The following is a 12,573-nucleotide window of genomic DNA, read 5'->3' as shown; positions in this document are numbered from 1 at the left end:
AGGTTGGTTGAACGGCTGGCGAGGCCGGGAATGAGCCGGCGTTACCTCGATCAGCGGAGATGCCTTCAGGCAGCCCGAGCCTCGCTCTCATCCGTTCCCGGAATCGTCTTCACGATGTAGCAGCGTTGCGGGCCGAGGCCGGGTAAGCGGACCAGACTCGATGCCTTGCCGTCGCTTGCCGGTTCCAGCACACCACGCTGCAGCAGTTCCTTGTTCACTGCGTTGATGTTCATGCCCCGGAAGATCTCGGAGCGCCACGCCTCGGGCAGCACGTAATAGGTGTTGGTGGTGTGCATGGTGTCGCCCATGCCGTGTTCGAGCGTCTTGCGAAAACCGAGGCGGTTGATGGTGCGCGGGCCGTGTTCGTCGATCTTTGCCGCCGCTGATTCCCAGCGGGTGAAGCGGCTTTCACCGAAGCGTTCGATGACCTGACGCAGCCGCGCCAAGATCGCATCACCCTCGAAATTACCGGTGCCTCCTCGCTCGTGTAGCCAGGCGTTCAAGCACACGCGGGCGGCAGTGGTGGCGGTCCCATCAGGCCAGCCGGTGATGCCCATCGCGGTGGCCAGTTCGCCCGCTGCAGCCGCGAGGCCGAAGCGAGCCGCAGCTCGGTGTGCCTGTCCGCTGGCGGATGCCGGGAGCGATTGGGCTATAAAGCCTTCCAGCGTGCGGCGCAGGATGGCCGACCAGCCGTGACGCTTGCCGGGTTCACACAGTGCCGTCAGGAAGGCAGTGAGCGGAGTGCCGTAGTAATTTGCCACCCGTGCCTTGAGCGCGTCGGATAGTGCTGCCGCATCTTCAAAACCGTTGAGCGCGTCGAACATGCCGAGGCCTTTGCTGGCATCAGCCGGAACGGCGAGCATGCGTACCTCCATGCCCGCTTTCAGCTCCTTGTTCGCTTCGGCCATGTGCTGGGCCAAGGTCTTCTCGCCGGTGGAGAGAAACAGCAAGCGCCACTCCTGAACCTGTCGGCCAGCTTGGCCCCGGTCATTGGCGCGTGCCTTGCCGGTGCCGTTGCCGAGCATGTACACCGTCTCGCCGATGATGCGCGGATCGCACATACCGATCTCGTCTAGTACCAGGAGGCCGTCGGAATGCGCGGCGGCGATGGATTCCAGCGCGTTATCGGTGGAGCGCCATGAGCGCACCAAGCGTGGGCCGCCGTAGATCGAAGCGGCAACCTGCAGGTGAGTGGTCTTGCCGCCTGAGCTGTCGCCGTAAAGGTGGAAGCCGCCCGACTCATGCCCAAGCATATGCAGCAGGGGACCCGCGAACGCCACGCCAACGACAAACGCCAAGCGATGGTTGCCGATGCACAACGCGCCGATCTGCTGTTGCCACTGTTCGAGCGTGCCCGCTTCGCTGATGGGCGGAAGCTGAGCACCGGCCTCATAGAAGTGCAGGTGTTCGGCGTGCGCACCGACCTGCTGCTCGGGCAGCAGAAAGGCGCTGTCGTGCCAACCCAAACGGGTGACCAGTCGTGCCCGTTGCGCACTGTCGAAGCCGCCAAGGTAACTCTGCAGGTCGTTGCGTGCGTAGCGCCCCGAACGGCTTCCGGCTAGGCGCAGACCCATGTCCACCAATGGGCCGAGAACGTCCTTGCCGAAGTCACCGGTCATGGTGCGCGCCGGGATGTTCCAGCGTTTCTTGGTGCCGTCCGGATCGTCGAACTCGACTAACAGGCCCCAGTTGTGACCCTTCTCGTCACGGGTACGAGCAAGGATTGCTAGAGGCGAGCACACCGGGCGTGCCTCGCCGTCGTCGCCAGCATAGAACACGCCCTCGGGTGTCAGGCGAAAGCCACCAGGCATCAGGTCATTTTTCGATTTTACGGGTCGCTTGGCCACCATTTTCGTCTTCGATTCTGGCTTGGTTTCAGCCTGCTCCGTTGCCGATTTTTTCACAGCCAAACCAAACAGTTCACCGCTGTTTTCCAGTTCGGTGAAATGGGCCACTGTCCAGCCTTTGGCGAGTGCATCGGCGGCGTCGTCGCCATCGTCCCATTGACCACCTTTGGCGAAGGCGGCGTGTTCGTTCTTCAGCGTGGGTTTGCGTTTGAACACGTCCAGCGCGATGACCCGGACCGAGGCAGCGCCGATTTCGCGCAGCTTGTCGGCGACCGCTTCCATGCAGGCTTTGCCGCTGACATCGTTGTCTGGCCACAACAGTACGTCGCGCCCTTTGAGCGGTGTCAGGTCGGCTTTGTGCCAGGAATTGGAACCGTTCGGCCAGCAGGTGGCCACGTACTCGGCCAGCAGTTCGGCGGCGGCATCGGCAGCTTTCTCGCCCTCGCACAGAACAACCGGAGCGGCAGCGCGCTGGGTCAGTTGATCAAGGCGCAGAAGAGGACGCGGATCCGGCAGACCTTGCCAGCGCCATTGTGTAGTTTGGCCGTCGGCGCGCTGACACCACGTCAATGGTGCGAAGACTTTCTTCGGTTTGCCGTCTTCATCGGGGCCGAGGTCGAAACGATAGAGCGCCATGAGTGGCTGGCCCTGTGCATCAAGATAGATCCACACCTTGGACGGCGCGCCGTGTTGCCGGTGTTTGGTCGGGCACTTGTTCATGGCTTCGGCCGGGATCGGCTGAATGGCTATCCACTCGGGTGCTTTCGCTTTGCTAGGAGCTGGCTTCTGCTGGGCAGAGCCCGCCGAGACGTTCAGCAAGCTCGCCAACTTGTTGCAAGCCTCGACGTCAGTGCCGCCGTCCAGATAACGCACCAGATCGATCAGGTCGCCGCCCTTATCACCAGTGGCGAAGTCGGCCCAGGTGCCCTTGCTCAAATTGACCTTAAGCGAACCTGCGCGCTTATCGCTGCGGGTAGGATTCGGGGCTGTGTATTCCTTGCCGCCGTCCACGCGCTTGCCGTTGGGTAGCCAATGCGACAGGGCACGATCAATGTCTTTCAGCGAGGCGGCCTTTACGTCGGCAAAGCTCGGACGTTTTGCGTCGCTATTCGGGCGTTGGCTCATTTGTCAGCCCTCTGCAGAAACAGCGCGTCGTTGATGTCATCGATCAGCGCTTTGGCCATCTCGCCCAGGTACAGAGCAGGCCAGCTGAAACGGTCGCCCTGATCACTCATGGCGGCGTCGAAAGTGAGCTGGTTGGCGTGATGCTGCAACAGCGACACCATCTCCAGCGCATCCTCGACGGGGATACCGGCATTGACCCGAAACAGCTTCAGATCGGTAGCGTTGACGCGGGAAAAGGTGGCATGGCCAAGGGTGGTGGACATGGTCATAGCGCACCGCCTTTCTGCACGGCAGGAGTCGAGGTGGTGTCGCCGTGCAAGGCGAGCGTTTTGATCAGGCCGAGGGTGCCGCGCACGTCCCAAAGGACGGCGGCTATGACGTGGTTAGCGAGGCGTGAGGATTCGTTTTCGAAATGATCCTCAAGCAGCGTCAGGACCGAATCAGCGCGTTCAATGGCGCAGGTGATGGCGTCGATGGGCACACCGGCTTCGACGGTTTTGCTGACGCTCAGCAGGTCTTCGGGCAGGGCACAACTCAGGAGGCTGTTCATTGGGCACCGCCTGCGGATTCGAGAGCGCGGGCTTGGGCCATGTGTTGGTTGTAGCGGGTGAGGCGTGTTGCGAGGCTGGAATTGGCGTGTAAAGCGGAGAGAGCCATTGCACGGTGTGCAGCGGCGCGAATTTTGGACGGATTGAGGGCGTGCATGTGGCGAAACTCCTATTGTTGAGGAGCTACCACCGTCCGCCGTCAAACGAATTAGGGTGGTAGCTGTGCGCAGGTTGACGGACCGGGACAATAGGAACCCGGCAGACCCGAAGGTCTCCCACGCACAGCCACCATAAAACGGGAATGCGGGCACAAAAAAAGCGCCTGCAATCGTAATGGGGGCGCCTGTGCGCCTATTGTTGATCGGGCCGTCAAACCCGGTCGCTGATTTTGCAGCGACGGCCAGAGAGTAACGTCCGTTTTTCGAAAGTGCAACTGCGCTGATGGCTTGCGGTTTTTTCAGGTGCGGCATAAATTGTTCGGGCATGTAGATTTACCTCAACGCCTCCGGATCGCCCCCGGAGGCGTTTTCGTTTCAGGCATGGGCTTCCCAGCGCAGGGAGAGCAGGGGCAGGAATCCGCTGCTGAGCATGGTACGGGCGTCTTCGTAGGCGTGCGTTTGTTGGCCCTCGTCAACGACCACGGCGCCGGTCTTTTCGCAGTGGAGAGAGAGCGCGCACCAGGTGCCGTCGGCCCAACTGAGTACGCCGATCACACGGCCTTGTTTGTCCTGCTGGCTGCGATAGCGCTCAAGGCGTTGCATGACCCGAGGCGAAAATCCGATCCGGCGCAACACCGTAAACGGATGCATCAAGGCGTTATTTGCGGTTCTGTGGCTCATGCAGCCTCCTGCGCATTGGCGAACAGCGGGGGCGGTGTTTCGCCTTTAAGCCAAGCCAGGATTTTGCTGTCCTCGGCACACCGACGACCGTGCTCTACGGCCATCTGTTCGCGGCGTTGCGCCACGCACTCTTCAACATAACCGTTCAGATCGGAGGTCAAGCGCATGTCGTGGTGAGCGCGCTCGCTAGCCGTCTTTTCCACCGTGAGATCTTGTTCGGTAATGCGTTGCCACACCGCGGGATCGTTTGCGTATCCACCCGACTGATCAACCAACCAATAGGTGACCCAGTCGGTCATGCCGAGAGATTTGAGCGAGGTCAGACGACCCGCTTTCATCGCGAAATGACCGGTGCCATGAACGCTGGAAAACTCCCTGCGCACCGCGTTTCGACGGATCAGCTCTGACAGTTCCCACGGATTGGCTTTCAGCGGTAGGGCGAGGCCATCAGGACTGAAAAAGAATGCTTCCTGATCATTTCCGTTCCAGCTTACGCCCGCGATGGTGCGGTGCCGCCAGTTGATTGCGCCAGGGAGATAGAGACGGAAGCCGATGGCGTAGATGTCATGAAAAGGACCCTTGAACGGGTTGTAATTGCGCTTCATGCGGCCACCTGATCACGCGCCTCGATGCGGCTGCGTGCCCACGCTTGAACTTCAGAAAGAACCCAAGCCACAGGAGCGCCGCGAGCGTTGCTGTTGCTCAGTTTGACGGGCTGGGGGAAACCGCAGTCGGTGCGCTGCATCAGCTTGTAGATGGTTGAACGCTTCATGCCCACGATGCCCTCCACCTCTCGCATGCGGATCAAGGTCGAAGCGGCATCAAAAAGTGAAGGGGAGTTTGCGGGTGTCTTGCGGGAAAAATCGGTGACAGAGGTATTCATAGGTATTGCTCTCGATTGGTTTGGACTACGAGAGCAATGGTCTAAAGATTAGTCGGCGGTGAGCAGTTCACTTCCAATTGAAATTCCATTGAAATTTCAGCTACAGCACAAAATTCCGTTTGAGAATGCTTTCCACGCTTTTGCGAGTCAGCGCCTTTTCGGTTTCGAGGGTGATCCACTCGGCGCGCTGGTTGGGTGGTTTAGCGACCTCTCGTTCTAGCCAAGCCTGCACCGCCGTTGCGACGTTCCTTCGTGGCATTCCGCTCGCCAAGTAGTGGCGGCCTTGCCTAATGATTGCAGTGTCGCGGGCGCTGATGTCCTGGTTACGTTCCATGCCGCTGATGATGCCGCCTTTAGTGCGGATGGCATTCTTCATCGCCCTGTCAGCGATGGGGAGCAGCTCGTCACTGTTCAAGCAAGGCAGGGAAATGATGGGCTCCAGATAAAGAACATACTGATCGAGTGCCTGGATACGTTCATTGCGATCGACCTGCATCTCTACAAACTGGCAATACAAATCCCACGGCAAGTCGATCGGAGGTTCATCAACATGCGACCAAGCCTCCTGGTCGGTGTCACGCATCCAGTCGGCCAAAGCCCCCAGCGCCTTCACTGCGCAAGCCATGATGTAGGCCGCATGCGCCTCGCGCTCCGACGCCGAGTAACACTTGCTGTATTGGCGAACCCAATGTGCAAGATGGGCTCTGTTGTCGGTTGAGGCGTATTGAAAAATTGCCTCTTCGTGCATCGTTGTCTGGATGCACATGCTGCTGAGATCGCCGTTGATGTCACCGGTCTGAATGCGCGCGCAACACTGATTGATCAGTTCACATACATCTGCGAGCTGTTCATTGCAGAACTCGTAGAGCGGTTGCCCTGAGAGATACTGGATCAGGCCAGAGGTTAGCGCTGAGTGCAAGATGGGGTGGTGATCAATCATCGCCAAAAGCTCTCAACGTGTAATGCGCTATCCCACGCCCTGCGTTTTGCGGGCGTAACCAGCGAGAATCGTGCTTTTTCAATGTGAGCCGGACCTCGGCCCGCAGCAAGCTAGGGTTTGGTCTAGCGTTACACATTTGGGCTGCGTTACATCGTGTGTACGGAAAGTGGCGCAGATGTGTAACGGGTGCGAAAGCCAATGAATCTAGGTGTTTTGCAAAGGCCGTTACACGAGTAACACCCGTAACATGGATTTTGGAGGGGGGCTGGATGGAGGTACTCATACTGCCTTTCCAAACTGTCCCTTCATAACGTTTCCGTTTGCTAATGAATCAAGGTGATCCGCATACCACTGCATCATCTTCACTCGGTGCTCAAAGTATTGGGCCTTGTTGTATATCCCAGAGATTCCCTCTTCCTTGTGAGCAAGCTGAGCTTCGACATGCTCTTTCGGCCAGCCATGTTCCCTGAGCAGGGTGCTTGCGGTATGGCGAGTACCGTGACCTACCAACCGGCCTTTGTAACCAATCGTCGCGAAGACTTTGTTGATAGTGTTTTCACTAATGGTTGGATTCTTAGCACCGACGCCGGGAAACAACCATCGACTGCGCCCGGTGAGAGCTTGTAGTTCTTTCAGGGCGAATAGCGCTTGCTTGGGGAGTGGACATACGAAATCCCTGCGCATCTTCATCTTAGCGGCAGGTGTCGTCCATATTGCTCTATCGAGGTCGAACTCTTTCCATTCAGCTAAGCGAACCATGCCCGGTCTCGAGGCCGTCCATATGCAGAGCCATGCTGCAGTTCGGGCCGTCAGCCGACTGGGGGTGTTCTTCAATGCGGTCAGAAAATCGCCCAGTTCAGGTTCCAGCAAGTGAGGATGTTGTTGAGTTTTAGGTGCTTGGGCAGCGATATCGCGAAGACGGCTTCCTGGGTCATTTTCGGTCAAGCCTAATCCAATGGCTCGACCGAAGATCTGATTGATCCAGGTGCGACACTTTTCCGCTACGTTGTGAGCGTCTCTCGCTTCTATGGATGCTTGGAGATCTGCGCAATCTGTGCGGGTAATTTCGTCGAGAGGTTTGTCCCCTAGCGCTGGGAGGATGTCCTTGTCGAGGTACGTCCGGATCTTATTGAGGGTGGAAGGGACTAGACCCTTTTCTTCTTTCGCCTTTAGCCAGGCGTCGGCAGCCGCTCGGAAGGTTCGAGTTTTAGCTGCATCGATTGCAGCTTTCGCAGATCGCTTTTGCAGGAGAGGATCGGCACCACTACTCACTACTTTGCGCAGTTCAGCAGCTTTGTCTCGTGCCAGTGCACCACTTACTTCCGGGTAACCCCCAAGCCCCATCCAAGCCCAATTGCCCGCCGGACGTTTGTAGCGGAGCTGCCAGGATTTACCACCATCAGGTTTGACCCTGAAGTAGAGGCCGTTTCCGTCCAGCTCCCGGTATTCCTTTGATTCCGGCTCCAATCCCGCAAGTGTCGTGTCAGCGAGAGGGCGGCGCTTGATGTCTGCGCGCTTCATCCTTGTATCCCAAAGTTCGGTATTTTTCTCAGGATACAAGCAGGGATACAGGGATACAACGGATAAGGGGAGACAGGGGTAGACAGACAGGCACAAAAAAACCGGCCAAGTGGCCGGTTTCTCTGGGTCTGAGAGGCTGGTAGAGACTCTCAGATACTGCTATGTGGTGCCCCGAGGGAGACTCGAACTCCCACTCCTTTCGAAAACGGATTTTGAATCCGCCGCGTCTACCAATTCCGCCATCAGGGCTCAATGGCGGCGAAGTATAGAGATGAGATAACCGCTGGTCAATCAGGTACATGGAGAATTTTTGATAATTCCGCTAGACTTCCCGGCCCTGCTAGACGAACCCCATCATGCGCGTTGCTGACTTTACTTTCGAGCTCCCTGATTCGCTGATTGCCCGCCATCCTCTGGCCGAGCGTCGCAATAGTCGTCTGTTGACCCTGGATGGGGTCAGCGGCGCCCTGGCACACCGTCAATTCACTGATTTGCTGGAGCATTTGCGCCCTGGCGATTTGATGGTGTTCAACAATACCCGGGTGATTCCGGCGCGGCTGTTTGGCCAGAAGGCTTCCGGCGGCAAGCTGGAAATCCTGGTGGAGCGGGTGCTCGACAGTCATCGCGTGCTGGCTCATGTGCGGTCCAGCAAGTCACCGAAGCCGGGGTCGAAGATCCTCATCGACGGCGGTGGCGAGGCCGAGATGCTGGCGCGGCACGATGCGTTGTTCGAGCTGGGGTTTGCTGAAGAGGTGTTGCCGCTGCTCGACCGTGTCGGGCACATGCCGTTGCCTCCTTATATAGACCGCCCGGATGAAGGCGCCGACCGTGAGCGTTACCAGACCGTCTACGCCGAGCGTTTGGGCGCGGTGGCGGCGCCGACGGCGGGGCTGCATTTCGATCAGGTGCTGATGGAGGCGATTGCCGCCAAGGGCGTCGAGACGGCGTTCGTGACCCTGCACGTTGGCGCGGGTACGTTCCAGCCGGTGCGGGTCGAGAAGATCGAAGACCACCACATGCACAGTGAATGGCTGGAAGTCGGCCAGGACGTGGTCGATGCCGTTGCCGCCTGCCGCGCGCGCGGTGGTCGTGTGGTGGCGGTGGGGACCACCAGTGTGCGCTCGCTGGAAAGTGCGGCGCGCGATGGCGTGCTCAAGCCGTTCAGCGGCGATACAGACATTTTCATTTACCCTGGCCGGCCGTTTCATGTGGTCGATGCCCTGGTCACCAACTTCCATTTGCCCGAATCCACGCTGTTGATGCTGGTTTCGGCGTTCGCCGGTTATCCCGAGACCATGGCGGCCTATAAGGCTGCGGTCGACAACGGTTACCGCTTTTTCAGCTACGGTGATGCGATGTTCATCACGCGTAATCCTGCGCCGACTGCCCCTAAAGAATCGGGCCCAGAGGAAACAGTATGAGTCGCACCTGTCGTATGTCTTTCGAGCTGTTGGCCACTGATGGCAAGGCTCGTCGCGGTCGTTTGACCTTCCCGCGCGGTACCGTCGAGACCCCGGCCTTCATGCCGGTGGGCACCTACGGCACGGTCAAGGGCATGCTGCCACGGGATATCGAGGCGACTGGCGCTGAAATCATTCTGGGCAACACCTTTCACCTGTGGCTGCGCCCGGGCACGGAAGTGATCAAGAAGCACGGCGACCTGCACGATTTCATGCAGTGGAAAGGCCCGATCCTGACCGACTCCGGTGGTTTCCAGGTGTTCAGCCTGGGCGCCATGCGCAAGATCAAGGAGGAGGGCGTGACTTTTGCCTCCCCGGTCGACGGCGCCAAGGTGTTCATGGGCCCGGAAGAGTCGATGCAGGTCCAGCGTGACCTGGGCTCGGACATCGTGATGATTTTCGACGAATGCACGCCGTACCCGGCTGATGAAGACGTCGCCCGTATTTCCATGGAATTGTCCCTGCGTTGGGCCAAGCGTTCGAAAGAAGCCCATGGCGACAACACGGCGGCGCTGTTCGGCATCGTACAGGGCGGCATGCACCAGGACCTGCGCATGCGCTCCCTGGAGGGCCTGGACAAGATCGGCTTCGATGGCCTGGCCATCGGCGGCCTGTCGGTGGGCGAGCCCAAGCACGAGATGATCAAGGTGCTGGATTACCTGCCGGGCATGATGCCGGCTGACAAACCTCGTTACCTTATGGGCGTTGGCAAACCGGAAGACTTGGTTGAGGGTGTGCGCCGCGGTGTGGACATGTTCGATTGCGTGATGCCAACCCGTAATGCCCGCAATGGGCATCTGTTCATTGATACCGGCGTGCTGAAGATCCGAAACGCGTTCCATCGCCATGATGATTCGCCGCTCGATCCGACCTGCGATTGCTATACCTGCCAGAACTTCTCCCGCGCTTATCTGCATCACCTGGACAAGTGCGGCGAAATGCTGGGAAGCATGCTCAATACCATCCATAACTTGCGTCATTATCAAGTGCTTATGGCTGGTTTGCGCGAGGCTATTCAACAGGGTACATTGGCCGCCTTTGTCGATGCCTTCTACGCCAAACGCGGGTTACCTGTTCCGCCTTTGGACTGAGTTTTCTGACCCCAAGATTCAACATTTGCAACTGGAGTGCTAAATGAGCTTTTTTATCTCTAATGCCATGGCAGACGCTGCAGCACCTGCGGCAGCCCCTATGGGCGGCGGTTTCGAGTGGATTTTCCTGGTCGGCTTCCTGGTCATCTTCTACCTGATGATCTGGCGTCCACAGGCCAAGCGCGCCAAAGAGCAGAAAAACCTGCTGAGCAGCCTGCAAAAGGGTGACGAAGTTGTGACCACCGGCGGCATCGCCGGCAAGATCACTAAAGTGGCCGACGATTTCGTCGTTCTGGAAGTTTCCGACACCGTCGAAATGAAATTCCAGAAAGGTGCCATCGCTGCAACGCTGCCAAAAGGCACGCTCAAAGCGATCTAAGTTTCAACTTCATCTTCAATCGACGGGGCGCGCAAGGCGCCCCGCGTCATAAACGGGCGGCGTGATGCTGAACAAATATCCTCTGTGGAAATACATTCTGATCCTGGCGGTGCTGGCGGTCGGTCTGATTTATTCCGCTCCCAATCTTTACCCTGATGACCCGGCCATTCAGGTCAGCGGTGCAAGCACTGCGCTGCAGGTCAATCAGGCTGATCTGGATCGTGTAAGCACGGCGCTCAAGGAATCCGGGATCAACGTCAAGGCTGCCACCCTGGCCGCCAACGGCAAGGGCGGGCTGATTCGCCTGACCAAGGCTGAAGACCAGCTGCCGGCCAAGGACGTTGTGCGCAAGGCGTTGGGTGATGACTACGTCGTCGCGCTGAACCTGGCACAAACCACCCCGCAATGGCTGCGCAACCTCGCGGCGCACCCGATGAAGCTGGGTCTGGACTTGTCCGGTGGTGTGCACTTCCTGCTGGAAGTGGACATGGACAAAGCCCTCGACGCGCGTCTGAAAGTCTACGAAGGCGATGTAAAGAGCCTGCTGCGTAAAGAAAAGCTGCGCTATCGCAGCCTGCCGCAACTCAATGGTGCCATCCAGCTGGGCTTCGCTGATGAAGACAGCCGTGAACAGGCCCGTGTGCTGATCCGCAAGAACTTCAACGATTTCGACATTGTTCCGGCCGACCTCAATGGTCAACCGGTGCTGCGTCTGGCGATGACCCCGGCCAAGCTGGCGGAAATCCGCGAATACTCCATCAAGCAGAACTTGACCACGGTACGTAACCGCGTCAACGAGCTGGGTGTTGCTGAACCGATCGTCCAGCGCCAGGGCGCCAACCGCATCGTGGTTGAGCTGCCGGGCGTGCAGGACACCGCCGAAGCCAAGCGTATCCTCGGCAAGACGGCCAACCTCGAGTTCCGTCTGGCCGCTGAGCCGGGTGCTTCGAAAGCCACTTCCGAGTCCTTCGAGTTCCGTGAGGGCAAGCGTCCTCCTGCGCTGATCGAGCGTGGCCTGATCATCACCGGTGACCAGGTGACTGACGCCAAGGCTGGTTTCGGCGAGCACGGTACGCCGGAAGTGAACATTCGTCTGGACGGCCACGGCGGCGAGCTGATGAGCCGTGCGACCCGTTCGAACGTCGGTCGCAGCATGGCGGTGATCTTCATCGAGCAGCGTCCGGTCACCACTTACACCAAGCAAGTGGTCAACGGCGTCGAGAAAGACGTAGCGGTGCAGAGCTTCAAGGAAGAGAAGAAGATCATCAGCCTGGCGACCATCCAGTCGCCGCTGGGTGCCCAGTTCCGTATTACCGGCCTGAACGGCCAGGGCGAGTCGTCCGAGCTGGCGCTGCTGCTGCGTGCCGGTGGTCTGGCGGCACCGATGTACTTTGCTGAAGAACGCACCATTGGTCCAAGCCTGGGTGCCGACAACATCACCAAGGGTATCGATGCGTCGCTGTGGGGCATGCTGTTCGTCTCGCTGTTCATCATGGCGATCTACCGTTTCTTCGGCCTGATTGCCACCGTCGCTCTGGCGGTGAACATGGTGATGCTGCTGGCGCTGATGTCGCTGCTGGGTGCAACGCTGACCCTGCCGGGTATCGCCGGTATCGTGTTGACCATGGGTATGGCGGTCGACGCCAACGTGCTGATCTTCTCGCGGATCCGTGAAGAGATCGCCGCCGGCATGACCGTGCAGCGCGCAATCAACGAAGGCTTCGGCCGGGCATTCACCGCGATTCTCGACGCCAACCTGACCACCTTGCTGGTCGGCGGCATCCTCTTTGCCATGGGCACCGGCCCGGTCAAGGGCTTCGCAGTGACCATGTCCCTCGGGATCTTTACCTCGATGTTCACGGCCATCATGGTGACCCGCGCGATGGTCAACCTGATCTTCGGCGGTCGTGACTTCAAGAAGTTGTGGATTTAAGGGGCTG

Annotated in this window: 12 protein-coding genes and 1 tRNA gene; 4 read left to right on the top strand and 9 right to left on the bottom strand. The window is 58.9% G+C overall.

The features are described 5' to 3' along the window. Positions 1 to 65: 65 nt before the first annotated feature. From AB7M25_RS25115 to AB7M25_RS25075, 9 genes are all read right to left on the bottom strand, one after another. Positions 66 to 2,972 carry a DUF927 domain-containing protein gene (locus AB7M25_RS25115; RefSeq protein ID WP_454238117.1) on the bottom strand — a complete coding sequence of 969 codons (2,907 nt, stop codon included), beginning with the start codon at positions 2,970 to 2,972 and terminating at the stop codon, positions 66 to 68. Next, positions 2,969 to 3,241: a DUF3077 domain-containing protein gene (locus AB7M25_RS25110; protein WP_454238116.1), complete on the bottom strand. Its 273-nt coding sequence runs from the start codon at positions 3,239 to 3,241 to the stop codon at positions 2,969 to 2,971. The genes AB7M25_RS25115 and AB7M25_RS25110 overlap by 4 nt, the downstream gene beginning before the upstream one ends. Then, on the bottom strand, positions 3,238 to 3,522 hold the full coding sequence (locus tag AB7M25_RS25105) for a hypothetical protein (RefSeq protein ID WP_454238115.1): 285 nt from the start codon (positions 3,520 to 3,522) through the stop codon (positions 3,238 to 3,240). Before AB7M25_RS25105 ends, AB7M25_RS25110 begins: the two co-directional genes overlap by 4 nt. A 531-nt stretch (positions 3,523 to 4,053) precedes the next feature. Further along, on the bottom strand, positions 4,054 to 4,359 hold the full coding sequence (locus AB7M25_RS25100; RefSeq protein WP_454238114.1) for a hypothetical protein: 306 nt from the start codon (positions 4,357 to 4,359) through the stop codon (positions 4,054 to 4,056). Then, positions 4,356 to 4,964: a hypothetical protein gene (locus tag AB7M25_RS25095; protein ID WP_454238113.1), complete on the bottom strand. Its 609-nt coding sequence runs from the start codon at positions 4,962 to 4,964 to the stop codon at positions 4,356 to 4,358. The genes AB7M25_RS25100 and AB7M25_RS25095 overlap by 4 nt, the downstream gene beginning before the upstream one ends. Beyond that, on the bottom strand, positions 4,961 to 5,242 hold the full coding sequence (locus AB7M25_RS25090; protein WP_253562663.1) for a helix-turn-helix transcriptional regulator: 282 nt from the start codon (positions 5,240 to 5,242) through the stop codon (positions 4,961 to 4,963). Before AB7M25_RS25090 ends, AB7M25_RS25095 begins: the two co-directional genes overlap by 4 nt. Before the next feature lie 100 nt (positions 5,243 to 5,342). After that, positions 5,343 to 6,182 carry a hypothetical protein gene (locus AB7M25_RS25085; RefSeq protein WP_454238112.1) on the bottom strand — a complete coding sequence of 280 codons (840 nt, stop codon included), beginning with the start codon at positions 6,180 to 6,182 and terminating at the stop codon, positions 5,343 to 5,345. 279 nt (positions 6,183 to 6,461) lie between these two features. Next, the gene (locus tag AB7M25_RS25080; protein WP_454238111.1) at positions 6,462 to 7,703 is read right to left on the bottom strand and encodes a tyrosine-type recombinase/integrase; all 1,242 of its coding nucleotides are present in this window, start codon (positions 7,701 to 7,703) and stop codon (positions 6,462 to 6,464) included. A gap of 164 nt (positions 7,704 to 7,867) precedes the next feature. Further along, a tRNA-Leu gene (locus AB7M25_RS25075) sits at positions 7,868 to 7,952 on the bottom strand. A 107-nt stretch (positions 7,953 to 8,059) separates the two neighbouring features. Between AB7M25_RS25075 and queA the strand changes: the two genes are divergently transcribed. The 4 genes from queA (at position 8,060) to secD (ending at position 12,566) form a co-directional block, all read left to right on the top strand. Then, complete coding sequence (gene queA / locus AB7M25_RS25070; RefSeq protein WP_116581895.1) at positions 8,060 to 9,124, top strand: tRNA preQ1(34) S-adenosylmethionine ribosyltransferase-isomerase QueA; 1,065 nt, start codon at positions 8,060 to 8,062, stop codon at positions 9,122 to 9,124. 14 nt (positions 9,125 to 9,138) lie between these two features. Then, positions 9,139 to 10,254 (top strand): tRNA guanosine(34) transglycosylase Tgt, encoded by a 1,116-nt coding sequence (gene tgt / locus AB7M25_RS25065; RefSeq protein ID WP_162130301.1) that lies wholly within the window; start codon positions 9,139 to 9,141, stop codon positions 10,252 to 10,254. A gap of 43 nt (positions 10,255 to 10,297) precedes the next feature. Then, positions 10,298 to 10,633, top strand: coding sequence for a preprotein translocase subunit YajC (yajC, locus tag AB7M25_RS25060; protein ID WP_007956696.1), 336 nt, complete (start codon positions 10,298 to 10,300; stop codon positions 10,631 to 10,633). Positions 10,634 to 10,697: 64 nt separating this feature from the next. Beyond that, positions 10,698 to 12,566: a protein translocase subunit SecD gene (gene secD, locus AB7M25_RS25055; RefSeq protein ID WP_007980595.1), complete on the top strand. Its 1,869-nt coding sequence runs from the start codon at positions 10,698 to 10,700 to the stop codon at positions 12,564 to 12,566. Positions 12,567 to 12,573 lie beyond the last annotated feature (7 nt).

Source organism: Pseudomonas sp. AP3_22 TE3818 (assembly GCF_053628995.1).
The sequence above is the reverse complement of the archived record's forward strand: the minus strand, read 5'-3'. Positions and strand labels throughout refer to the sequence as shown.

Coding starts and splice junctions, on each gene's coding strand:
- AB7M25_RS25080 (WP_454238111.1), bottom strand. CDS start 7,703: ATGAAGCGCGCAGACATCAAGCGCCGCCCTCTCGCTGACACGACACTT.
- tgt (WP_162130301.1), top strand. CDS start 9,139: ATGTCTTTCGAGCTGTTGGCCACTGATGGCAAGGCTCGTCGCGGTCGT.
- queA (WP_116581895.1), top strand. CDS start 8,060: ATGCGCGTTGCTGACTTTACTTTCGAGCTCCCTGATTCGCTGATTGCC.
- AB7M25_RS25105 (WP_454238115.1), bottom strand. CDS start 3,522: ATGAACAGCCTCCTGAGTTGTGCCCTGCCCGAAGACCTGCTGAGCGTC.
- AB7M25_RS25110 (WP_454238116.1), bottom strand. CDS start 3,241: ATGACCATGTCCACCACCCTTGGCCATGCCACCTTTTCCCGCGTCAAC.
- AB7M25_RS25115 (WP_454238117.1), bottom strand. CDS start 2,972: ATGAGCCAACGCCCGAATAGCGACGCAAAACGTCCGAGCTTTGCCGAC.
- AB7M25_RS25085 (WP_454238112.1), bottom strand. CDS start 6,182: ATGATTGATCACCACCCCATCTTGCACTCAGCGCTAACCTCTGGCCTG.
- AB7M25_RS25100 (WP_454238114.1), bottom strand. CDS start 4,359: ATGAGCCACAGAACCGCAAATAACGCCTTGATGCATCCGTTTACGGTG.
- secD (WP_007980595.1), top strand. CDS start 10,698: ATGCTGAACAAATATCCTCTGTGGAAATACATTCTGATCCTGGCGGTG.
- AB7M25_RS25090 (WP_253562663.1), bottom strand. CDS start 5,242: ATGAATACCTCTGTCACCGATTTTTCCCGCAAGACACCCGCAAACTCC.
- AB7M25_RS25095 (WP_454238113.1), bottom strand. CDS start 4,964: ATGAAGCGCAATTACAACCCGTTCAAGGGTCCTTTTCATGACATCTAC.
- yajC (WP_007956696.1), top strand. CDS start 10,298: ATGAGCTTTTTTATCTCTAATGCCATGGCAGACGCTGCAGCACCTGCG.